This window comes from Amycolatopsis sp. MJM2582, from assembly GCF_000754115.1.
GTDB lineage: Bacteria > Actinomycetota > Actinomycetes > Mycobacteriales > Pseudonocardiaceae > Amycolatopsis > Amycolatopsis japonica.
Map to the genome: position 1 here is coordinate 655,351 of NZ_JPLW01000005.1, position 21,433 is coordinate 676,783.

Annotated in this window: 20 protein-coding genes; 12 read left to right on the plus strand and 8 right to left on the minus strand. The window is 68.6% G+C overall.

Annotation, left to right across the window (positions count from 1 at the left end; translation table 11 throughout):
• Window positions 1–46 precede the first annotated feature (46 nt).
• The 5 genes from ED92_RS30895 (at window position 47) to ED92_RS30915 (ending at window position 5,380) form a co-directional block, all read left to right on the plus strand.
• Window positions 47–1,345 (plus strand): acetyl-CoA carboxylase biotin carboxylase subunit family protein, encoded by a 1,299-nt coding sequence (locus ED92_RS30895; protein ID WP_037344379.1) that lies wholly within the window; start codon window positions 47–49, stop codon window positions 1,343–1,345.
• A 3-nt stretch (window positions 1,346–1,348) separates the two neighbouring features.
• The gene (locus ED92_RS30900) at window positions 1,349–3,373 is read left to right on the plus strand and encodes a CocE/NonD family hydrolase (protein WP_037344382.1); all 2,025 of its coding nucleotides are present in this window, start codon (window positions 1,349–1,351) and stop codon (window positions 3,371–3,373) included.
• Window positions 3,360–4,283: an alpha/beta hydrolase gene (locus tag ED92_RS30905; RefSeq protein WP_037344384.1), complete on the plus strand. Its 924-nt coding sequence runs from the start codon at window positions 3,360–3,362 to the stop codon at window positions 4,281–4,283. The genes ED92_RS30900 and ED92_RS30905 overlap by 14 nt, the downstream gene beginning before the upstream one ends.
• A gap of 150 nt (window positions 4,284–4,433) precedes the next feature.
• A complete protein-coding gene (locus ED92_RS30910; RefSeq protein WP_037344387.1) occupies window positions 4,434–4,889 on the plus strand; it encodes a DUF6098 family protein in 456 nt (151 codons plus the stop codon).
• 149 nt (window positions 4,890–5,038) lie between these two features.
• Window positions 5,039–5,380 carry a hypothetical protein gene (locus tag ED92_RS30915; RefSeq protein WP_235213398.1) on the plus strand — a complete coding sequence of 114 codons (342 nt, stop codon included), beginning with the start codon at window positions 5,039–5,041 and terminating at the stop codon, window positions 5,378–5,380.
• Window positions 5,381–5,386: 6 nt separating this feature from the next.
• On the opposite strand, the gene ED92_RS30920 is transcribed toward ED92_RS30915, so the two are convergent.
• Window positions 5,387–6,469, minus strand: coding sequence for a glutamate--cysteine ligase (locus ED92_RS30920; protein ID WP_037344390.1), 1,083 nt, complete (start codon window positions 6,467–6,469; stop codon window positions 5,387–5,389).
• A 72-nt stretch (window positions 6,470–6,541) separates the two neighbouring features.
• Here ED92_RS30920 and ED92_RS30925 point away from each other — a divergent pair, with 72 nt between their 5' ends.
• Complete coding sequence (locus ED92_RS30925; protein WP_037344392.1) at window positions 6,542–6,901, plus strand: hypothetical protein; 360 nt, start codon at window positions 6,542–6,544, stop codon at window positions 6,899–6,901.
• A 10-nt stretch (window positions 6,902–6,911) separates the two neighbouring features.
• On the opposite strand, the gene ED92_RS30930 is transcribed toward ED92_RS30925, so the two are convergent.
• Window positions 6,912–7,850 (minus strand): universal stress protein, encoded by a 939-nt coding sequence (locus ED92_RS30930; protein WP_037344393.1) that lies wholly within the window; start codon window positions 7,848–7,850, stop codon window positions 6,912–6,914.
• Window positions 7,851–7,997: 147 nt separating this feature from the next.
• Between ED92_RS30930 and ED92_RS30935 the strand changes: the two genes are divergently transcribed.
• On the plus strand, window positions 7,998–8,345 hold the full coding sequence (locus ED92_RS30935; RefSeq protein WP_235213399.1) for an STAS domain-containing protein: 348 nt from the start codon (window positions 7,998–8,000) through the stop codon (window positions 8,343–8,345).
• A 4-nt stretch (window positions 8,346–8,349) separates the two neighbouring features.
• Here ED92_RS30935 and ED92_RS30940 read toward each other — a convergent pair whose 3' ends face one another.
• The 4 genes from ED92_RS30940 to ED92_RS42820 all read right to left on the minus strand — a co-directional run bounded on the left by ED92_RS30940 (window position 8,350) and on the right by ED92_RS42820 (window position 12,680).
• Window positions 8,350–9,600 carry a CdaR family transcriptional regulator gene (locus ED92_RS30940; protein ID WP_037344394.1) on the minus strand — a complete coding sequence of 417 codons (1,251 nt, stop codon included), beginning with the start codon at window positions 9,598–9,600 and terminating at the stop codon, window positions 8,350–8,352.
• A 22-nt stretch (window positions 9,601–9,622) separates the two neighbouring features.
• Window positions 9,623–9,970, minus strand: coding sequence for an STAS domain-containing protein (locus ED92_RS30945; RefSeq protein WP_063777632.1), 348 nt, complete (start codon window positions 9,968–9,970; stop codon window positions 9,623–9,625).
• 191 nt (window positions 9,971–10,161) lie between these two features.
• Entirely contained in the window at window positions 10,162–12,339 is a 2,178-nt protein-coding gene (locus tag ED92_RS30950; RefSeq protein WP_052120965.1) for a tetratricopeptide repeat protein, read from the minus strand.
• Between the two features lie 182 nt (window positions 12,340–12,521).
• Complete coding sequence (locus tag ED92_RS42820) at window positions 12,522–12,680, minus strand: hypothetical protein (protein ID WP_158634322.1); 159 nt, start codon at window positions 12,678–12,680, stop codon at window positions 12,522–12,524.
• Between the two features lie 262 nt (window positions 12,681–12,942).
• On the opposite strand from ED92_RS42820, the gene ED92_RS30955 reads away from it, so the two are divergent.
• The gene (locus tag ED92_RS30955; RefSeq protein ID WP_233629988.1) at window positions 12,943–13,911 is read left to right on the plus strand and encodes a hypothetical protein; all 969 of its coding nucleotides are present in this window, start codon (window positions 12,943–12,945) and stop codon (window positions 13,909–13,911) included.
• Here ED92_RS30955 and ED92_RS30960 read toward each other — a convergent pair.
• Window positions 13,878–16,352 carry a hypothetical protein gene (locus tag ED92_RS30960; protein WP_037344396.1) on the minus strand — a complete coding sequence of 825 codons (2,475 nt, stop codon included), beginning with the start codon at window positions 16,350–16,352 and terminating at the stop codon, window positions 13,878–13,880. The two genes, ED92_RS30955 and ED92_RS30960, sit on opposite strands and share 34 nt — an antisense overlap.
• Window positions 16,353–16,572: 220 nt before the next feature.
• On the opposite strand from ED92_RS30960, the gene ED92_RS30965 reads away from it, so the two are divergent.
• Together ED92_RS30965 and shbA are read left to right on the plus strand one after the other, a co-directional pair.
• The gene (locus tag ED92_RS30965; protein WP_037344397.1) at window positions 16,573–17,007 is read left to right on the plus strand and encodes a hypothetical protein; all 435 of its coding nucleotides are present in this window, start codon (window positions 16,573–16,575) and stop codon (window positions 17,005–17,007) included.
• A gap of 4 nt (window positions 17,008–17,011) precedes the next feature.
• Window positions 17,012–17,662 (plus strand): RNA polymerase sigma factor ShbA, encoded by a 651-nt coding sequence (gene shbA, locus ED92_RS30970; protein WP_037344398.1) that lies wholly within the window; start codon window positions 17,012–17,014, stop codon window positions 17,660–17,662.
• 365 nt (window positions 17,663–18,027) lie between these two features.
• Here shbA and ED92_RS41465 read toward each other — a convergent pair whose 3' ends face one another.
• Entirely contained in the window at window positions 18,028–18,963 is a 936-nt protein-coding gene (locus ED92_RS41465; protein WP_052120938.1) for an SEFIR domain-containing protein, read from the minus strand.
• Between the two features lie 222 nt (window positions 18,964–19,185).
• Here ED92_RS41465 and ED92_RS30980 point away from each other — a divergent pair, with 222 nt between their 5' ends.
• Both ED92_RS30980 and ED92_RS30985 read left to right on the plus strand, forming a co-directional pair.
• Entirely contained in the window at window positions 19,186–19,779 is a 594-nt protein-coding gene (locus ED92_RS30980; protein WP_235213400.1) for a TIR domain-containing protein, read from the plus strand.
• Window positions 19,780–19,782: 3 nt separating this feature from the next.
• Window positions 19,783–21,417, plus strand: a complete 1,635-nt coding sequence (locus tag ED92_RS30985; RefSeq protein ID WP_052120940.1) for a CATRA system-associated protein — start codon at window positions 19,783–19,785, stop codon at window positions 21,415–21,417.
• Window positions 21,418–21,433: the final 16 nt, after the last annotated feature.

Here is a 21,433-nt window from a genome sequence, read left to right on the forward strand (position 1 = left end):
GGCAAACCCTGGTTTTCCGGCCCACTTGAGCGGGTAGGCCTGGCCTATGACCACATCCTCCAGGCCCCCAGAGGAAAAGAACATCTTCGTCATCGGTCTCGACGACGCGAACGAGGAGGTGCTGAGACGAATCCCCGGTGCCGACCGGTATCGCTTCCACGCGTTGCTCTCACCGGAGGAGCTGCAGCACGGCGAGATCCCGATCGTCGAGCTCGTGGAGAAGGCGGAGGCGCATTTGGACGCCTTCTCCGAGCCGATCGACGCGATCGTCAGCTATTGGGACTTCCCGTCCTCGACGATGGTCGCGATGCTGTGCGAGAAGTACGGGCTCCCGGGAGTCTCTCTCGAGGCCGTGCTGAAGTGCGAGCACAAGTACTGGAGCCGCCTCGAACAGGCGAAGGTGATCGACGAGGTGCCGTCGTTCGGCATCGTCGATCTGGACGAGGACGACCCGCGACCGCCCGAGGGGGTCGACTACCCCATGTGGCTCAAACCGGTGAAGTCGTTCTCCTCGGAGCTGGCCTTCCACGTCGCCGACGACGACGAGTTCGACAAGGCGGTCGCCGAGATCCGGGCGGGTGTCGACCGGGTCGGCAAACCCTTCGAGCGCGTGCTGGCCACGGTCGACCTCCCCGAAGAGGTCGCGAACGCCGGTGGGGCCGCGTGCCTCGCCGAAGGAGAGCTCAACGGTGTGCAGGCCGCGACCGAAGGCTATGTCTACAAAGGACAGGTCACGGTCTACGGGGTGCTCGATTCGATCAACTATCCCGATTCGACGTCCTTCCTCCGGCATCAGTACCCGTCGCAGCTTCCCGCGGACGCCGTCGAGCGGATGAAGGAGATCTCCGTCCGTGTGATGGAGCAGATCGGTTTCGACAACGCGACGTTCAGCATCGAGTTCTTCTGTCATCCCGAATCCGGGCAGGCCTGCCTGCTGGAGATCAACCCTCGGCATTCGCAGTCCCACGCGGAACTGTTCGAGTACGTGGACGGGGTGGCGAACCACCAGATCATGGTCCGGCTGGGCCTGGGCCAGGATCCCGGAGCGCGACGGAACCGGGGCGACTACCGGATCGCGGGCAAGTGGTATTACCGCCGGTTCCGCGACGCGCTCGTCACCCGGGTGCCCACCCGCGCCGAGATCGCCGACCTGGAGGCGGAGATCCCCGGGGTGAAGATCGAACTGGTGGCCGAGAAGGACACCCGGCTGTCCGATCTGCCCGAACAGGACAGCTACAGCTACGAGCTCGCGCACATCTTCGTGGCGGCGCAGACCGAACGGGAGATGGAGAGCAAGTACCGCCGGTGCACCGAAGCGCTGCGGTTCGAATTCGAGGAGGGGTAGCCCATGCGGACGGTGGCTTCGCTGCCGTACGAGATCACCGAGGAGGACCATGTCTGGATCCCGGTTTCCGACGGCGTCCGGCTGTCGGCCCGGATCTGGCGGCCGGTCGCCTCGGACGGCGAACCGGTTCCGGCGATCCTGGAGTACATCCCGTACCGGCACCGTGATCTGACGTCGGTGCGGGATTCGGTGCACCATCCGTACCTCGCGGGGCACGGTTACGCGTGCGTCCGCGTCGACATCCGCGGTTCGGGGGAGTCGGAGGGAGTCCTCGCCGACGAATACCTCGAACGGGAGCAACTCGACGCCGAGGACGTCCTCGAATGGATCGCCGCGCAGCCATGGTGTTCCGGCCGGACCGGCATGATGGGCATCTCCTGGGGTGGGTTCGCCGCCCTGCAGGTGGCGGCGCGCAAACCGCCGAGCCTGACCGCGATCGCGATCTCGTCGTTCACCGACGACCGGTACTCCGACGACATGCACTACATGGGTGGCTGCCTGCTGTCGGACAACGTCGCCGAAGCGTCCACGATGTTCGCCTATGCCACATTGCCGCCCGACCCCGCGCTGGCGGGGGAGCGGTGGCGCGACCTGTGGCACGAACGCCTGGAGAACTGCGGTCTCTGGGTGGGCGAATGGCTGAGCCACCAGCGGCGTGACGAATACTGGCGGCACGCGTCGGTCTGTGAGAACTACAGCGACGTCCAGGTGCCGGTCCTCGCGTCGAGCGGCTGGGCGGACGGGTACTCGAACGCGGTCTCGCGGCTGCTGGCCAATCTCGACGTGCCGCGGCGCGGACTGATCGGGCCGTGGTCGCACAAGTACCCGCATCTCGGACGGCCAGGCCCCGCCATCGGGTATCTGCAGGAGCTGGTCCGCTGGTGGGATCACTGGCTGAAGGACGTCGAAAACGGCGTCATGGACGGCCCGATGCTGCAGACCTGGATGCAGGACAGCGTGCCACCGTCGACCTCGTACGAGGACCGCCCCGGCCGCTGGGTCGGGGAGCCGTCCTGGCCTTCGCCGCATGTGCGTCCGTCGGAGCATCGGCTCGCACGGCACCGGATCGCGCGACCCGGCGAGGAGGTCCCGGCGGAGGATCTGCCGGTGGAATCGCCGCTTTCGGTCGGCCAGTTCGCCGGTAAATGGGCCTCCTACAGCGCTCCGCCCGACCTGCCGTACGACCAGCGGGAAGAGGACGGTGGCTCGCTCGTCTTCGACACCGACGAGCTCGCCGAGCCGTGCGAGATCCTCGGTTCGCCGGTGGTGGATCTGGAGGTGTCGGCGGACAAGCCGGTCGCGCAGGTCGCCGTCCGGCTGTCCGACGTCGCGCCGGACGGCAGGGCCACGCGAGTGACCTACGGCCTGCTGAACCTGACCCACCGGGACGGCCACGACGACCCGGAGCCGCTCGAACCGGGTACGCGATACCGGGTGCGGGTCGAGCTCAACGCCGTCGCGCAGGCTTTCCCCGCCGGGCACCGGATCCGGCTGTCGATCTCGTCGTCGTACTGGCCGCTCGCGTGGCCTCCGCCGGAACCGGCGAGGGTGACCGTCCACACCGGACAGAGCACCTTGACGTTGCCGGTGCGGCCGATGGCCGAAGCGGACGAGGTCCCGGCTCGGCCGTTCGGGGAACCCGAAGGCACGGAACCACTGCCGGCGACCCAGGTCGAGCCCGGCGAACAGCGCTGGACCGTTTCCCGCGACCTGATCGACTACCGCTCCGCGCTCGAAATCGTGAAGAACGAAGGCAAGGTGCGGTTCGAGGACATCGATCTCGACGTCACGAGGAACGTCTTCGAGCGGTACTCGTGGGTCGCCGACGACTTCTGTTCCCCGGTGGCGGAGACGGCGTGGTCGATGACGTTCGCCCGCGGGGACTGGTCCGCGAGGTCCGAGACGCGGACCCGGGTTTCGTGCACTCCCACCGAGTTCGTGATCGACGCGCAACTCGACGCCTTCGAAGGCGAGCGAAGGACGTTCTCCCGCAACTGGCATCGGACGGTTCCCCGTGATCAAGTCTAAGACGAGTCTCACGGCGAAATCGCTGCTCGCCTGGCTGCGCCTCACCAAACGGAAGCGCACGTACGCCGAGCTCGACCGATTCCGCCGGAGCATCGAAAGCAGCCAAGCGAAGGGCGACCGAGGGCCGATCCGCGCGATCCGGCGCCGGTTCGACGTCGAGCGGTCCGAAGTGGACGGACGGCCTTGTTACACGATCCGCCCGCGACGCGGCGGGGTCGCCAAGCACGTGCTGTACTTCCACGGTGGTGCTTACGTGCACCAGATCCAGCACGACCACTGGCGGTTCTTCGGACGGCTGATCGACCGCACCGGCTGCTCGGTCACCGTGCCGATCTACCCGCTGGCCCCGGAGCATCAATGCCCGGAGACCACCGCGTTCGTCCGTCGCGCCTACGACGAGTTCGCCGCTGCTGCCGAGCCGGAGGACCGGATCGTGATGGGGGATTCCGCCGGCGCGGGCATCGCCTTGGCGCTCACCAAGGCGTTGCGGGACGAAGGCAGGCCGGTGCCGAAGGAGACCGTCCTGCTGTCGCCGTGGCTGGACCTGACGATGAGCCATCCGGCGCAACCCGCGCTGGACGAACGCGACCCCTACCTCGCGCTCACCGGTCTGAACGAGGCGGCGAGACTCTACAGTGGACCATTGCCCCGCACCGATCCCAGACTCAGCCCGTTGTCCGGCGATCTTTCCGGGCTCGGGGCGCTGACCGTCTACATCGGAACCAAGGACGTCCTGCTCGCCGACGCCCGGCGGCTGCACACGCTGTGCACCGAGCAAGGCGTGCCGTTGGGCTATCACGAGTACGAGGGCATGATCCACGCGTGGATGCTGGCCTCGATCCCGGAAGCGAAGCTGGTGCTGGAGGAGATCGCTCATCTCGTGGATCGCTCGCTCGTGAAATCGGTGTAGTCGCGTGACGAGTGGGTAACCGGAAGACAACGGCCGGCGTAGCGAGGTTGTACGTCCACCGGCCGTGAGGTGGACCGGCGTGGGCAGCCCCGGCGGAGCAGGGACGCCGGCGCGCCGGTCACCGTGTCCACTTCTCGGCTGGAGTGCTCGATGGAACAATTGGAGTCACTGGGGGATCTCGCCGCGCTGGTCAGGCGGCGGAAAGGACTGTACGTCCGGTGGGCGCCGACTCCCGAGCATCGCCCCGGCACGAGCCGGGACGAACTCACCGGAGCGGAACTGCCGGGACTTTCGGTGAACCCCCTCGATCCCGAACCCTGGTGGCGGGATCAGCCGCTCGAACTCTGGCTGGCCCGGCGGCTCTACGACTACTGCCACCTCAGCCACGAACGCCGTCGTGATACCAAACCCTGGGTGCTGGCGGGCCGGATCGTGGGTTCGGGTCCGGACAACGAGCCGCTGCTGACCGATCCCGAACCGGTCGGCAGGATCTCCACCGCGGTGCTCCGGGAGGCCCGGGATATGTTGCGGGACCGGGCGCGGCACGACGCGGACTGGGGCCCGTTGCGCCGCCCGCCGGAACTGAAGCCGGGCTTGAAGCCGTAAGACGCGTGCTTGGGGCCGTAACTCGCGTGATTGGAGCCGTAAGTCACGAGATACGGCTCCAATCACGCGAGTTACGCTTTCGATCACGCGAGTTCCGCCTTCAATCACGGGGCGGGGTCGAGGTCGGGCGGACCTGACACCATGGGCCCATGGATGTCGAATGGCCCGAACGGCGTGAGGATGTGCTCTCCGCGCTCAAGGTGCTCGCAGCAGAGCCTCCAGTGCTGGACGGCGCGGACCTCACCAACGCCGTCCATTGGCTGGTGGACGACACCCCGTGGGACTCGGTGGATCCGGCCACGTCAATCGGGACGATCCTCCGTGACGGCCATGAGGTCGACGCGATTCGCGAGGTCGTGGCCGCGGTCGTCGCCGTGTCGGATCGCCAAGGTCCTACGAGTTCGGACGCGGCCTGGTTCGGTGACAGTGGCTGGAGCGAGGTCCGGCGGCTCGCTGCCCAAGCGCTTACCTGCCTGGAACAGGAATCCTGAGCGCGGTCAGGTCGGCCGGACGGCGAGGAGGTCCACGACGTCCTCCGCGACACCCCGCTTCTCGAACCGCGCCCGTTGCCGATCCGCCCCGCCGCCCCCGGCGGCCAGCCGCGCACACCCGTCGCGGACGAAGTCGAGATCACCGGTTTCGGCCAGCGCACCCGAGGCGAACGTGACGACGTCGTCGAGCACGTCGCTCGCCGGGGCGAGGTCGCCGGTCCGGAAATGCGGGCAGCGCCCGGAGAGTCCTTCCCTCGACGCCCGCCAGATCTGCGCGCGCAGCACCTCGTTGGACAGCTTCGAGGGCTGTTCCTCCGAGGCGAGGATCGTGCCGACCAGGCCGCGGATCAGCACTCCGTAGAGGACCGCTTCGCCGACGGTGGCTGCGACGTCACCGAGCCGGAACTCCACCGTCGGCTGTTTCTCGGAAAGCCTTACGTCCCAATAGACCATCGCGCGATCGAGGATGGCGCCCGCCCGCAGCCAGGCATCGACGATGCTCTCGTAGTGGTCCAGCGAGCCGAATCTCGGCGGCGCGCCCGCCGAGGGCCAGCGGTTCCACTGCTGGTAACGCCAGCTGGCGTACCCGGTGTCGTAGCCGTCGCAGATCGCGGAATTGGCGGTCAAGGTCAGCAGCGCGGGCAGGAAGGGCCGCACGCGGTCGATCACCCGGATCCCGGTTTCCCGGTCGGGGACGGCGATGTGCACGTGACAGCCACAGGTGTGCGACGTCCGCGCGGTCGCCCCGAAGTGTTCGGACATCCGCTCGTAGCGCGGATTCGGGGTGATGGCGGGCAGAGCCGTTTCCGCGAGCGGCGCGCTGCCGCTGGGCAGCAGGCGGCAACCCCGCCGTGCGGCGGCTTCGGCCAGGTCGGTGCGCAGGGTCGTCAGCTGCCGCTCGGCCTCGTCGCGGGTCGTGCAGATGCCGGTGGCCGATTCGGCTTGGGAACGGGTGAGCTCCTGCTGGAGTTCGCCTTCTTCTTCGTCCGCGGCGTCCACGACGGCGTCGCCCGCCGGCGAAAGGTGACCGGTCCGGTCCACCACGAAGAACTCTTCCTCGACCCCGAAGGTGAGTACGTCGTTGTTCACAACCGCTGATACCCGCGGCCTGTTCGGCACAAACTTTGTTTTCGCAGGTCGCGCACGGGGTATTCCACGGCAATGAGCCCCAAGTCGCAGGAGCCGCCGTATCTGCTGGCCGCACAGGCCGGATCGGTCGTACGCCACCTGCACAGCAGCCTGCGGGCGGGTGAACCCGCCTCGCCCGCCGACCTGTGCCGGACCATCGGGGCGTTGCAGCAGCTCGCCGACGACCTCGTCCAGGTTCTGCCCGGCCTGCAGGGCCAGCTCGAAGAATGCCTGCTGGCAGGCCGGGTCGGCGCGGGCGACACGGCGGGCGAGGCCTGGGACAAGGTCGCCGACGTCGGTTACGCGCTCGCCCAGGCCCGCACGGGCGGCCTCCTGCTGGCCGCGGAACTCCGCGTTTCGCGGCGCACGCTCGGAGAGCTCGCTTCTTCGTGAGACGCCGGGCTCAGCCGACCGGCTGGGCCCGGACCACCGCCACCGGGCAATGCGCGTGATGCAGCGCGTCGTCGCTGACCGAACCCAGCAGGAGACGCCGGAGATCACCGTGATCGCTCCGGCCGAGCACCAGCAGCGCGGCCTCACTGGATTGCACGGTCAACGCCTGCGCGGCGGGCCCCACCCCGTGCACCGTCTCCACGGGGACGTCCGGATAGCGCTCCCGCCACGGCTCGAGCTGCCGCGCGACGAGCTCGTCGGCGACCTCCTGGGGTATACCGGGCGCCGGATCCAGTACCGGCCCGCCGAGCAGCGGCTCGCTCGCGGGACCCCAGAGCGGCATCCGCGCGACGTGCACCGCGTGCACCGTGAGCCCGTGCCGGGAGGCGAAATCGAAAGCGAATCCCGCCGCCTGCGAGCTTTGCTCCGAGCCGTCGGTACCGAGGATCACCGGCCCGCCGGGTGGCGGCTCGTCTCCGCGCACGACCACGACGGGACGGCCGGCGGTCTTGGTCACGCCGGATTCCGTCGAGCCGAGGACGGCCCTGGTGAACAACCCGGTGTGGGATTCGCCCAGCACGATCATCGCCGCGTCCGTCTCGTCGGCGACCGAGGTCAGCACCTGTTCCGGAGTGCCTCCACGCACGACCGTGCGGACGTCGAGGTCCGGGTCGGAGCGTTTCAGCGCTTCGGCCATCGAGGCGAGCTGCCGCCGGGCGGGTTCCACTTCCGCGGCCTCGTCGGCGGCCTGAGGGACCGCCTCGTTCAGCGGTGTCGCGACAGGGTCCGCTCCGGGCGGGGGAAGCCGGTCGCGAGTGCAGTACGCGAGGACCACGCCGAGGCCGCGGGTCTTCGCCTCGGCGACCGCCCAGCGGACGGCGCGGCGGGCCTCGGGCGAGCCGTCGAAACCGGTCACCACCGGCCCCTGGCCCGTCTGTTCAGCGGACATGGGACATCACCTCCGACCCGCTGGTGATACCCGCTTTCCGGGGTCTTCAAGCGGACGGCCGGTTTCACCGCTCCGCGCGCCTGGGTACTTCCACATATGACTTCCCTGTCGACGCCCCGCGCGCTTGACAACAAGCGCGCCTTCTCAGTGTCCTCCGAACGGCGGGCACTCGAGGAACCGCGGGAACGTCTCCGGCTGCACGTGAGCAGGCCGACCAGGGGGACCACCGTCGTCAAGATGAACGGCGAGGTCGACCTGGAGACCGCGCCGCGCCTCTGGGAGATGCTCGACCAGCGACTCCACGGCAGCGGCACCACGGTGATCGTCAACCTGTCCGAGCTCGAGTTCTTCGGGGTGACGGGGATCCGGGCACTCGAACGCGCGCAGTTGCTCGCCGACGAAACAGGCACGAATCTCTTCGTCTTCCCGGGCGAGTGCCGTTCCGCTTGCCGCCTGCTCGGCCTGTGCCGGAGCGGAGCGCTTCACGTTCTGTGACGTGTCACAAGGCCTTGGACCGGGTGGCGGCGCGAGCCGCAAGGGCCGCGTTCAGCAGCGCGATATGTTCGAGCCGAGTGGGATCGAGCCCGGTGAGATCGGCGATCCGGCGCAGCCGGTAGTCGACCGTGTTGGGGTGGACGTGCAGGGCCGCGGCCGTCTGACGGCGCCCGCCTCGGTCGAGGAAGGTCTCCAGCGTCTGCAGGAGTTCTTCGTTGCCGTCCAGCGGCGTCAGCCGGGTGGCCAGCCGGTCGAGTGCCGGGCCCGGACGCGAAAGCTGGTATTCGAGCAGGACGTCGTCGAGCCGGTACAGCCCGGGCGGCCGCCCGGTTCCGGTGGCGACCGCGAGTACGTCCTGGGCGAGTTTCGCCGCGGCGGGCACCCCGGACGGCTCGGCCGCGGCGGTCCCGGCGATGACCTCGGCGCCCGCCGTCCGGGCGACGTCGGCGAGCACCCGCTCCAAGCGAGCCCAGTCCCGGGTGGACAGTTCGTCGGCCGCGGTTTCGTGCGGCAGCAGGGCGAGCCCGCCGTCCGGCGTGAGCGAGGTCAGGACGGTGCCCCGGATCTGGCGTTCCAGTTCGACCCGCAGCCGCCGGAGCTTCCGCCGCCCGGCGACCAGCGGGTCGACCCCGTCGACCTCCTCGTCCGGATGCGCCCCGACCGACGCCGCGAGGACGATGTAGCACGGCGGCAGCCGCAGGCCCGCCTGTCCCGCCGCGACCTCCGCGGGTTCGCCGTCGAGCAGCGCGGAGAGCACCGTGTGCCGCGCCGAACGCTCGTCGTCGAACATCGTGCGGCGTTCGTCGAGGTAGCCGGCGCCGACCGCGGGCGTGACCACCTCCAGATAACGCAGGGTCAGCGCGTTGACGGCCAGGACGTCGGCGACCTCGTCCGGACGCGCGTCCGGCGTCAGCGACGCCCAGACCACCTGGATGCCGATGTGGTACGCGGTGAGGACGACGTCGATCGGGATGCCCTCCTCCGCGCGCCGGGCCGCCGATTCGCGGAGGAAGTCGAGCTCCCGCCGCGTCGGCGTGGCGCCGGTGCGCAGAGTGTCGATGAAGGAACGCAGGTTCTGCTCGATCACGTGCGTGATGTCGCCGCTGAGTTCCTCGGCGGGCAGCAGGCCGTACTCCGGGATCCGGAGGACGATCTCGGAGAGCACCGTCTTCGCGAGCGAAGGCAGGACTTCGGTCAGCCGCTCCGCCAGGGGACGTCCGCCGATACGGAAGCCTGGATCCTTGTCACCCGTCACAACCGCCCATCATGACAGCTGGTCAGTGCGTGAGCACGTCCCGTGCCGAATCGAGCGTCGGGTGCACGGTGAGGACCGCGTCGAGGCCGAGCAGCGACATCGGGCGAAGCAGGGCCCGCTCCTGGGTGACCAGGATGAACGGGACGCCGGCTTCTTCGGCTTTCGCGCGGGTCTGCACGAAGACGGTGAAGCCGGACGAATCACAGAAGGTGACCGCGGACAGGTCGGCGATCAGTACCGACGGCTTGAACCGGAGCTCCTCGTCCAGCGCTTTGCGCAGGTCATCGGAGACGCCGAGATCGATTTCGCCGGATACGGTGACCACCGTGTCGGTGGCGGAAGCCGTGATCGAGATGTCGAGGGGGGACACGAATCTCCGTGTCGGACGGGGCGGATGGGAAGCGGGAGCGCGGTAGTCGGTCAAGTTGACTCCTTGCCGGTACGGGGGACCGGCTGCTGCCCATGGGCATGCCGGACCCGGAAAAGGGACCCGGCGGCTGGTGTCTGAACCGCGACAGGCCAACCGTAGCAGCCTCGCGGCCCGTTACGCCGGTTGAGCGGTCACGCCCTCCGTACCCGAGCCTCGCCGACCATCACCCGATCGAGGTCAGGGTGGGTTTCGTCGGCTCGATCCCACAGGTCGGCCGCCAGTTCGGGGGAGCCTTCCGCGGCCGCGACATTGCCGAGCCCGGTGTAGGCGCGAGCGGTCTCGTACCGGCTCCCGCACGCCTCCGCCCGCTCCGCGGCGGCACGATAGGCCGAGGCGGCCAGGTCGTGGCGTCCCGCGTGGTACCAGGCCCAGCCCAGGCAATTGAGCGCCATGGCGGCGTCGAGATCCAGCCCCAGTTCGTCGAAGACGGTCAGCGTCCGGCCGGCGATCGCGGCGGCGTCCTCGGACCGCCCCAGCGCGGTCAGCACCAGCGCGATGCCGCGGTCGGTGATCGCGGCGTTGCGGCGATTGCCGTCACGGACGTAGAACGCGTGCGCCTGCCGGAGATCCCGCAAGGCGTCGTCGTGGTTGCCCCGGTAGTGCTCGGCCCAGCCGTTGTGCGCGAGGGTGGTGGTCTCGCCGTGCCCGTCACCGATCCGCCGGAACAGCGCGAGCGCTTCGCCGTAGTACGCCGAAGCCTCGTCCAGGTCGCCGCGATCGACGTGCGCGACCCCGAGGTTGGCGGTGGTGGTGGCCAGCGCCCACGTGTCCCCGAGCGCTTCGGCGGACGAACGCGCCCATCGGTGGGTCTCCAGCCACGGGTCCCAGAGTTTGGCCACGAAGAAGAAGTCGCGCAGGAAGAAGGCGAGCTGCCAGCATCGCTCGTGTTCGCCGCGTTCGCCCGCCGTCCGGCACAGGGCCACCAGGCCGGGCCATTCGGCGCGGAACCAGGACATCGCCATCTCGCTGTCGTCCAGCCTGGCCGGTTCCGGGACGCCGGGGTCGAAGACGATCTCCGGGAAGTAGCGGTGCGGGGTGATTTCCCGGTCGGCCCGAGCGGCGGTCCGAACCGCGAAATCGGTGAGCCTGCCGAAGGCTTTCATGCCGTCCTCCGCGTCGGTGAGCACGAATTCGGTGGCGAACGCGCGCAACAGGTCATGGAATCCGTATCGGTCGGAGTCCGGTTGGGTGAGCAGATGGGCTTCGTGCAAACGGTCCAGCAGCCGATCGGCCTCCCGGAACGGAAGCGCGCTCAACGCGCTCGCGGTATGGACGTCGACGTCGGTTCCGGGATGGACGGTGAGCAGCCCGAACAGTCTCGCCTCGGCGGTGCTCAACTGCTGAACGGACAGCCGGAACGCGGCGGCGAGCGAGCGTTCGCCGTCGTCCAGTTCACCGAGGCGGGCCGATTCGTCCGCCAGCCGCCGGTCGAGTTCCGCGACGTCCCACGCGGCATGCGCGCGAAGCCGCGCCGCGGCGATTCGGATCGCGAGGGGGAGCCGGGCGCAGCGCCGGACCACCCGGGTGACGGCGGGGTCGGCGGGAACGCCGGTGATCGCGGTGAAGAGGCCGACCGCCGCGTCGAGCGGGAGCATGTCCAAGGAGACGTGCGCGGCGTCGTCGAGCGCGCTCAGCCTGGACCTCGATGTGATCAGCACGCGGCATTTCGGTTCGGCGGGAAGCAACGGGCGTACCTGCGCCGCGCTGACCGCGTTGTCGAGTACGAGAAGCAGACTGCGGCCGCGAAGCCGGGATCGGTACAGCGCCGCGCGATCGGCGGGCTCGGCCGGGATGCCGTCCGCGGGGACACCGAGTATGCGAAGCAGCCTGTCGTGCACCGCGGCGGGTTCGCCGGCTTCGGCGCGCAGGTCGACGAACAGGCAGCCGTCGGCGAACCCGGACTCCAGCCGGTGCGCGCAGCGCACCGCGAGTTCAGTCTTGCCGACACCGCCCATGCCGGACACCACGCAGACACCCCCGTCGGCTTCGAGCGCCGCGCGGATCGCCCGCAGTTCGGCCGCCCGTCCGGTGAAGGAGGAGGTCGCCGGTGGCAGACCGGACGGTCTGACGTCCGGCCGTGTCCGCCGCCGCACGGGTTCGCCGGGAAGCAGCGGTTTCAACTCTCCTTCCGCGCCGAGTTCCGTTTCGCACAACTCCGCGAGTGCGGGATTCGGCGCGGAAATCCCGGTCTCGACTTTACTGAGGTAACCCTTGCTGTAGTGAGTGCGTGCGGCGAGTTCGGTGAGCGAAAGGCCCGCCGCTTTACGGCGGCGACGCAACTCCGCTCCGAACGTTGCTCTCTCGTTCATCGGCCCCCATCCTCGTCGGAGGATCAGTATGGCCGTGCGGACGATGTTCCGGCAGTGGCTTCCGTCCGGCGGCCGGATCCGCGGATCCGGCCGCCGCACGCGGGTGTGTTCCATGCCGTGTCCTCAGCCGAACACGATGCCGAGCAGGGCCAGGATCAGGCCGATGGCGTGGGTCTGCATGGTCAGTCCACCTCCTTTCCGTGTGTGGCGACCACGGGAGAGACCGGGTTCGCGGGCGCGGTCCCCATCGCGTTGCCGAGCGCCACTCCGATGAGGAGCGCGACCACCCACAGCCAGAAAGCGATCCGTAAGAGCAGCGAAAGCGAGCACTTGACGGTCATTCCGACTCCTTCGGTGAGCGCATGAGGGCAGCACTCGACAACGCGGGAAAACCGCTGGTTGAGGTGTTATCGCCGCGAATTGGGGCGGCTCACCAAGAATGCGTCGCCGGTCCGGGAGCGACAAGGAGTTTCCTGTTTCCCGTATGAGCGGGAAAGGAAAACCCAAAATAACGATCGGCGATACACCGCCGCCACCGGCTGGACACGGGCCGCCGGGCTGGTGACTATTGACGACCGTGCTTGAACCACTAGGGGAGGACTGGTGACCGTCAGCGCTGCGGATCTGGCCGGCGAATTGAAGCTGCTTCGGAGGGGCCGGGGAATCGCGGCCCCTCAGCTGGCCGAACGGGCGGGACCCGCGTTACGCGCGGTCTGCGGCATGGCCGAAGACGAGGGGAACGCGGCCATCCGGCGGACGCTCGGTGAATGCCTGTCCGGCTGGGCGCGTTCGCTGCCCGAGGACCTGTGCACCGCCGTGCTGGCCGCGCTCGGGCTGCATCCGGACGCGGTGCATCCGTTCTATCAGGATCGGGTGCGCTGGCTGGCCAAGCATCTGCAGCGCGACGACCGGACCGCCCGTCGCCGGATCGACGACGGCATCGAGCAGCTCGCCGAGGTCGCCGCCGCGTCCACAAGCGAATCCGACGAGGCCGAAGCGACTCAGCCCAGCCGACGGTGGCACACGGAGGAACTGCGCGTGGCGGTGGCACTCGACCAGCCGGTGCCGGAGGTCCTCGAATCCCGCCGGATCGTCGCCGACGCCGACGACATCGCCGAACTGGACCTGGCCCTCACCCTGACCGACTCGGTCTACCGGGGCGAGGCCATCGGCAGTGAGGATCTCCGCGTGGACGTGTTCCACGGTGGACGGCTGACCGGACGGGTGATGGAGTCCACCGATCGCGTCGGACTGGCGTTGCGGTTGCCCAGCCCGCTCAAGCGGCTGAGCAAACACGAGATCGCCTTGCGGTTCCGGGCGGAGTTCAGGCATCCGCATTTCGTCTGCGTCCCAAGGCATCCGGTGGATCTGTTCGATCTGCACGTCCGGTTCGCCCTGCCGATCCCGGTGGAAGTCGTCCTGCTGGAACGGGTCTTCCAGGACGACGCGAGTGACGAGGCGGCACGCGGGGGCTTCCTGACGCCGGACGCGTCGGGCGAGGTCCACGTCCAGTTCCGGCACCTGACACCGGGTTTCGCCTACGGAGTGCGCTGGCGGCCGTCGGAGAACTGACTCGCCGTGCCCCGCAGCACCCGTTTCGCCGCGATCGCCTTCTCGGACAACTCCGTCGCGGGGCCGAGCGTCGCGACGATGTCGTGCGCGGCGCCGTCGACCAGGTCGGTGGCCCGCCGGTACTGGTCGCGTCCGCTGAAGGCCAGCGCGAGGCCGAGGTCGAGCCGGCTTTCGAGGGTTTCCGGATGGGTCACGCCCAGCAAGCGGATCTGTGGCTGGAGGATCTCCTCGAGGAGTTCGGCTTGGCGGCCGAAGTCGCGCGACTGTCCGTGCGCCAGGGCCATGCCGTGCCTGATCCGGTACCGCAAGCGGTTCTCGCCACCGAAGACGCGGAGGACGGTCCGCTCGGTCGCGCTCAACGCCTGCAGGGCCCGCTCCGGCTGCCCTCGCAGCAGGAGCGCGCGGCCGGCCAGGGCCGCGGCGGTCAAGGCGGCCGGGCTCTCCGCGCCGTGACGCCGTCCATACCGGCTTTCGAGTTCGCGCAGGGCGGCGACGGACCGGTCCGGGTGAAGGTCTCGGAGGTCGAGCGTGACCGTCGCCTCCGCCCACAGCAATTCGGCTTCGGCGCACCGGAAATGCCGCTTCCTTCCGGTGGCGTGGAACGCCGCGGTCACCTCCGCCGCGGCTTCGCGTGCCCGCCGCGGCCGGTCGTCGAGCAGCAGGGCGCGGGCGTATTCCAGCAGGGCCGACGGCAGGAGGTCGCCGGATGGCGAGTCGTGGAGCTCCGGCAGGACCGTGTCGAGCGAGGCGATGGCCTCCCTGGCCCGGCCTCGGAGACGCAGGGCCTGTGCGCGCGCCACGACCGCGGATGGCCGGGCTTCACCCCGCCAGGGAAGCTCGTTCCAGAAAGTCCGTTCACCGGCGCCGTAGTCGCCCTGACAGTCGAATGCCTGTGCGGCGACCAAGTTGGCCTCGCATCGCTCGTCGTCGTCGGCCGCAACCAGCAGCGCGTGCCGGGCGTGCCGGACCGCCTCCGGGTACAGCCCGCAGGCGATCTCCACCCGTGCGGCCGTCACGAAGTCCGTGCTCGTGGCGCCTTCGGTGGACAGGATCATGGCATGGACCTCGCCGGCGGCGAAGAAATCCCGGTGCCGTTCGTGAGCGGCCGCGACCGGGCGCAGCAGCCGGAGCCGGAGCGCCGCGGACGTGCGCTCGGCCAGGGCGCGGGCATGCTGGAGGAGGAAGTCCCGGTACTCGGCGCGTTCGTCGGAAAGCAGGCGTAGCAAGGACTTCGCCGCGGACGCGGGCAGGTCGCCGGGATCGAGCCCCGCCGTGGCCACCTCGGCGACGAGGGGTTGCAGCCGCAACCCGCCGTCCACAAGCGAGGCGAGACCTTGTTCTTCCAGATCGCCGACGGCTTCCACGGAACCGTCTCCGAGCACGTCACGGGTGATGCCGAGCGGAAAGGGGGCCGGTGCCAGCATCGCGCCGAGGCGGATGATCCCGGCGGCGACCGGACCGCGACCGGCGAGCAGACCGCGGATCGCCGGCGGTGCCGTGTCCGGACAGGACGCGAGCGGTTCACCCCGGCGTCGCACGGCCAAAGCGTTGGCGCGCAGCGTGATCGGATGCCCGCCACAGTGTTCGACGAGACGGAGCACCGCTTCCCGCTCGATGTCGTCGGCCGGTGCGCGGTAGTCGCTGAACAGCCTGAACCCTTCGGCCGGTGTCAACCCGGTGAGGTCCAGCGTGGCGACGTCCCACGGAGAATTCTCCAACCGGCTCACGAGCACTGTGGACACCGCTGAGGTCGGGAGGAGCAGCCGTTCGAGGACGTCCGGAGGGAGCCCTGGCGGCACGTCGTCGATTAGGACGAGAACGCGACGCCCGTCCGCGCCGATCCGTTCGGCGACGTGGTCGCGCAGCCGGTCGAAGCCGATGCCGGACAGATCGGTGCCCAGCCGGTCGCCTGCCGCGCGCGCCAGCGCGAGGTGGAACTGGGACAGGACCTCTTCCGGCGCGTGCTGCCCGAACGGGCCCAGCCGCAGGACACCGCCGTCGAAGGTGTCCTGGAAGAGGCGGGCGTACTGTTCGGCCAACACGGTTTTGCCGACACCCGGCAGGCCTCGCACCATCAGGACCGGGTGTGCGTGCAGGCCACGATGGAGCGCCAGGAGTTCGCGATACCGCCCGACCATCCGGGCCGGGCGACCGCGGCGGGCGTCGGCCACCTTGCGCCGGACGAGCCAGGCGAAGGCGGGCAGGTCCCGCGGATCGACGGCCTGTTCGCCGTCCGCCCCGGGATCGACGACCAGGGCCCGGTCGGCACGGGAGCAGAGGACCAGCACGACACGGGAGTTCGCGAGCGCGTCGGCGAACTCGTCGACGGCGGTGTCCCGGAGAACACGGAGCCCCGCGTCGCGAAGTGCCGCTTCCGGTTCGTCCACCGGGGCCGCACCCTCCGCGGTGAAACACAACAAGACATCGAAACGATCCGTCATCCGCGCTCTCCCCGTGATCGTGGCGATTCGACAGCGCAGGGATCGATCCAGAGGCCGGTTTCGCTACCGATGATCGCGCCCTGGCGAAAGGTGTCCTTGATCTGGCCGCTTTCCGGCGAACGGCAACGGACAAAATCAGGACAACAAACTCCGGTGCGCAACACCGTCCGTGATTTCCTCGATTATCGGGCATTCGGACCGCGAACGCCCGGGAGAGAACATGGGAATCGCCCTTGACACCACGAGCGAGGGAAACGGCACGTCCGGTGTGCTGATCCTCGTCGTGATCGCCGTCGTGTACCTGGGCTACATCGCCTTCAAGAGACACGGTTTCCGCCCGCGGCGGGTGGAAACCACGCTGACCGGGCAGCAGTTGCGCCAGGTCTTCAAGAAGAAGATCGCGAGGAAGGGCTGGTCCGTCGCGGACGACGGCAACCCGATGATCGCCCGGTCCCCGGAATCCGACGGAATCCGGCAAGGGATCTCCCTCAAAATCTCCGAGGCGGACGGACGCACCGTCGGGGAACTGGCCGCGATCCTGCACAAGAAGAAGGTCTTCGGCGATACGGCGAAGGCATATAGCCTGAGGTGGCGGATGAACGCCTTCCTCGCGCAGGTGCGGCGGCTCGATTCCACCGCGAAAGTGATGGGCTGAGCCGATGCCGACCATCGACACCCGCCCGATCGGCGGCGAAGTCCGGGGTTACCGCGCCTTGGACACCCTCCCGCGCCCGTCGGGCCGGCTGACCAAAGAGATGCTCGATCCGCTCGTCATGGCGGCGAAGGCCGGTGACGAGGACGCCGTCGACAGGCTGCTCGCCGTCGTCAAACCGATGCTGGTGCGCTATTGCCGCGCGCGGATGGGCGGACGCGACCTCTCCTACCTGTCGGCCGACGACGTCGCGCAAGAGGTGTGCCTCGCGGTCTTCAAAATGCTGCCGGTGTACGAGGATCGCGGCGGCTCGTTCCTCTATCTCGTCCGGGCGATCGCGGCCAACAAGGTCGCCGACGCCTTCCGCGCGGTGTCCCGCGACCGGTCCGATCCCGTACCCGAGCTGCCGGAGGCCGGGCCGGTCCGCAACGAGCCGGAAAGTCACATGCTCGACGTCGACCTCGGCGCGCGGCTGGGCAGGCTCGTCGCGCGGCTCCCGAAGCTGCAGCGGGAGGTGCTCACCCTACGGATCGTCGTCGGGCTGACCGCCACCGAGACCGCGGCCGCGCTCGGGCTGTCGCCGGGGAACGTCCGGGTGAAACAGCACCGGGGGCTGGTGAAGCTGCGGGAACTGGTGGAGGAGGAGGACTTCTCTTGAGGGGCAAGGGTGACGTGGGGTTTCGCACGTAGGTCGTGAGTGGCTGTTGGCCGCAGGTCCGTGAAGGCCTCCTTCACTACCCTGAAGGTAGGGAAGGAGGCCTTCACGGACTACACGATCGCCACCTGCGGCCGTGCGACACCACCAGTCCCAGCAGTCACAGCAGATGCGTGTGAAGGCCCCCTTCACTGCGTCTAATGCGGCGAAGGGAGCCTCCGGCCCTGGTCAAGCGCGGGTCGTGAGTGGCGTTTCGGGTTAGAACCCGAAACGCCACTCACGACCACCTGCACCGACCACGCCACGTTTGCCCTACCCTCAACAGAACCGGGCTCGCCACGCCGCGCGGCCGGACAGCGCCACCAGCCTTACTCCAGCACGGGATCGCCCCACGCCAGTTCCGGCAGCCACCTGCTCTCCGTCGTCCCCGGACGGTGGAACTCCAGCCGGAGCCTCAGCACACCGGTGACGCCGACTTCGATCTTCGCCGGTTTTCCCAGCGCCACCTTGACCTCCGGTGACGGCCGCCCGTCGAGGAGGACGCGGAAGTGTCCGACCTGGAAGGGTTCGGCCGCGTCGTCGAGGACGCCGGCCGTCGCGGTGAATTTCCGGTAGGCCATCCCGAGGTCCACTTCGACGTAAGCGAGCCGCTCCGCCGCCCGCAAGACGATGCTGTCCTTATAGTGCACGTCGTTGATCCGCGCGCCTTCGGTGCGGATGCCGTCGCTGCACGCCCGCCATTCCAGGCCGGTCGCGACCGAGGTCTTGCCGGGGCCCGCCGCGTTCACCGCGCCGCCACGCCACTGGCCGCGTTCGGGGCGCTGATGCCGGGCCCTGCCGGTGATCGCGGCCAGAAGATCCTCCACACCCTCCTCGGTGAACACGTCGACCGGATATCTCGTGGTGGAGTGCGGATTGAGGAAGTTCGGGATGTCGTCGACGGACTGCTGGGGGAACACGACCGGCAGGATCCGTTTGATCTCACCACCGAGATCCCTGGTCAGGCGATCGCGGATCCGCGCCGCCTCGAACTGGGAGCCGCGTCCTTCGTCGAACGCCGCGTTTCCCTCGGCACGGCGTTTGTAGTCGGGCGAGGCGATGACGACCACGAAATTCGCCGTGTCGAGGTGCTTCAACGCCCACAACGACCAGTCGCGACGTTCGCCGTCGTCCCATTGATCAAGGTGCACTTCGAGACCGATCCGGCCGTGCAGGAAATCCGCGAAGCGGCGGACCCGTTCCTTGTGCTCCGGTGAATCATGTGCGTAAGTGACGAACACATGCGGTGGCTCGTTGTCGGCCATCGAAACTCCTGTCAGTGAAGGGTGCCCGGCAGGCCGGGTGGTCGCATTCTCGGCGATCGGACGCGCGCGGGGCATCCATTGTCTCCCGCTTGTCATCTTTCTGTCTTTCGTGGACTCGTATGCGACGCCGTGTCCAGTTTTTGTCGTGTTTTTGGACCTTTTTGAGAGTGTCTTCGGCCCCTACGATCGGTGCTGTCAAACGGATCCGGGGGCGAAGGAGCGATGGCGCTCGTGTACGAGTACGACGTGTTCATCAGCTATCGCCGAGGCGGAGGCGACGCCCCGGACTGGGTGCGGAATCACTTCCACCCTCGGCTGCAGAGACTTCTGGACGACAATGTCGACTATGACGTCAAGATATTTCTCGAAGACAGTGTCGCCGTCGGCGGGAACTGGCCTCGGGAAGTACGCGAGGCGTTGCAGCGTGCCCGGATCCTGATCCCGGTCTGTTCCCCGAAGTACTTTCGCGACGAGCGGTGCCTCGCCGAATGGCACACGATGGCGAAGCGAGAGGAAATCGTCGCGCGGGAGGGCGTGGCGAAGGCGGGCCGGTTGATCTATCCGGTGATCTTCAGCGACTCGGATTACTACCCGGCCTGGGCGCACGAACGCCGGATGCGCAGTTTCCGGGACTGGAACAAACCGCATCCGCAGTACCAGAAGACCCCCGAGTACATCGAGTTCGAGGACGAACTGGGGCGGATGGTGAAGGAACTGGTGGAGATCATCGAGCAGGCACCGCCGTGGTCTCCGGAGTGGCCGATCGAAACACCACCGCCCGAACCGCCGCGACCGTCGAAGCTGCCGAGGTTCTGATCCATGCCGGGAACCGTGGTCACCTTCTACTCCTTCAAGGGCGGTGTCGGCCGGAGCTTCACCATGGCCAATATCGCCGTTCTCCTGGCACGCTGGGGATATCGGGTGTTGTGTTTGGACTGGGACCTCGAAGCGCCCGGTCTGGACACCTACTTCCGGCCGATGATGAGCGCGCCCCCGTCGGGCGGCGTCGTGGACCTGATCGACGACTTCCGTGCAGGCAGGCTGGCTCCGGGCGCGCATACGACCCGGCTGACCGGGAAGGTGAAGCTCGACGTCATCACCGCCGGCCGCGGGGACGACGCCTACGTCCGGCGGGTGCAGGATCTCGACTGGGAAGGCTTGTACGAGCAGGGTTTCGGCGACTACCTCGAACAATGCCGTGAACAGTGGACGGCCGCCTACGACTACGTCCTCATCGACAGCCGCACGGGCATCTCCGACATCGGGGGTATCTGCACCGCCCATCTTCCGGACCGGCTCGTCGTCCTCTTCACGGCGAACGTGCAGAGCATGCGGGGTGCGGTTGACATCGCCGAACGCGCCAACGCCGCGCGCGACCGCATGCCTTACGACCGGCCGCAGCTGACCGTCCTGCCGGTGCTGTCGAGGTTCGACGCCCGCGAAGAGTACGCGCGCTCGGAGGAGTGGCGGCGCATCTGTCTCGAAGAGACCAAGGACCTGTTCCGCAGCTGGCTCGATCGCGACGTCTCGCCGGACGTGATGTCGCGACATCTGACGTTGCCGTACGTCTCCTTCTGGACCTTCGGCGAACAGCTTCCGGTGATGACGGAGATCAGCCCGACCGCCGACCAGATCAGTTTCGCGCTGGAAACGGTCGCGGCGGTCGTCGCGCACGACTTCGACCGGACGGACCTGCTCGCGGAGAACCGCGACGCCTATGTCGCCGCGGTCCGGGCGGAGAAACGCACCTTCTCCCACGACGTCCGGGTCAGCACGACCAGGCCGACGATGTACCTCGCCGAAGAACTCATGAAGTACCTGGTGGAGCTCGGTGTCCGGCCGGTGCTGTCGTTGTCCGGGGAACGGTCGCTGCTCGAAAAGACCGCGGACGACGCGAAACATCTGTGCCTGATCGTCGACCGCGAGGTGAGCCGCTGGCAGTCGGCCGAGGTCGAACTGTTCCTGCACCGGACCCTCGGGCAGGACCGCCGCGTCGTCCCGGTGCTCACCAAGGGAACCGAGCCGAACAGCCTGCCGGGGTACGTCGGCAATCTGCGGCATCTCCAGTTCGGTCCGTCGCGCGGGCCGATGGAGATCGCTCAGAACCTCGTCGACCAGCTCAGAGGGACGACGGCACTCGTCGAACCGGGTGACCTCGACGTCGCCGGCGTGCTCCGGCAGACCGCGCACGCCCGGCTCCGGCCGCTCATGTGGGGCTTCGTGGACGAGATCGTCGCCGAGCTGCAGATCGCGATCGGCGCGGGGGACCGGGAACGGGTCCAGGACCTCGCCGAGGAGCTCATGTCGGCCACGCGGGTCCGCGCGACCGACGCGGCGCCGGGACATCGCGTGCTCGCCCCGCCGGAGACGCGGGAGGCGATCGAATGGGCCGTGCGCACCTCGGAGGCCAGGGTGACACGCCAGGGATTCAGCGGATTTCTCGATCAGCGCTAATCACGTACGGAAGGAT

Excerpts from the sequence above, each read along its gene's own strand:
- ED92_RS42820 (WP_158634322.1), bottom strand. The coding sequence starts at position 12,680 with ATGACCGTCAAGTGCTCGCTTTCGCTGCTCTTACGGATCGCTTTCTGG.
- ED92_RS30950 (WP_052120965.1), bottom strand. The coding sequence starts at position 12,339 with ATGAACGAGAGAGCAACGTTCGGAGCGGAGTTGCGTCGCCGCCGTAAA.
- shbA (WP_037344398.1), top strand. The coding sequence starts at position 17,012 with ATGCCGACCATCGACACCCGCCCGATCGGCGGCGAAGTCCGGGGTTAC.
- ED92_RS30900 (WP_037344382.1), top strand. The coding sequence starts at position 1,349 with ATGCGGACGGTGGCTTCGCTGCCGTACGAGATCACCGAGGAGGACCAT.
- ED92_RS30930 (WP_037344393.1), bottom strand. The coding sequence starts at position 7,850 with ATGTCCGCTGAACAGACGGGCCAGGGGCCGGTGGTGACCGGTTTCGAC.
- ED92_RS30985 (WP_052120940.1), top strand. The coding sequence starts at position 19,783 with ATGCCGGGAACCGTGGTCACCTTCTACTCCTTCAAGGGCGGTGTCGGC.
- ED92_RS30895 (WP_037344379.1), top strand. The coding sequence starts at position 47 with ATGACCACATCCTCCAGGCCCCCAGAGGAAAAGAACATCTTCGTCATC.
- ED92_RS30915 (WP_235213398.1), top strand. The coding sequence starts at position 5,039 with ATGGATGTCGAATGGCCCGAACGGCGTGAGGATGTGCTCTCCGCGCTC.
- ED92_RS30925 (WP_037344392.1), top strand. The coding sequence starts at position 6,542 with ATGAGCCCCAAGTCGCAGGAGCCGCCGTATCTGCTGGCCGCACAGGCC.
- ED92_RS41465 (WP_052120938.1), bottom strand. The coding sequence starts at position 18,963 with ATGGCCGACAACGAGCCACCGCATGTGTTCGTCACTTACGCACATGAT.
- ED92_RS30960 (WP_037344396.1), bottom strand. The coding sequence starts at position 16,352 with ATGACGGATCGTTTCGATGTCTTGTTGTGTTTCACCGCGGAGGGTGCG.
- ED92_RS30965 (WP_037344397.1), top strand. The coding sequence starts at position 16,573 with ATGGGAATCGCCCTTGACACCACGAGCGAGGGAAACGGCACGTCCGGT.
- ED92_RS30980 (WP_235213400.1), top strand. The coding sequence starts at position 19,186 with ATGGCGCTCGTGTACGAGTACGACGTGTTCATCAGCTATCGCCGAGGC.
- ED92_RS30910 (WP_037344387.1), top strand. The coding sequence starts at position 4,434 with ATGGAACAATTGGAGTCACTGGGGGATCTCGCCGCGCTGGTCAGGCGG.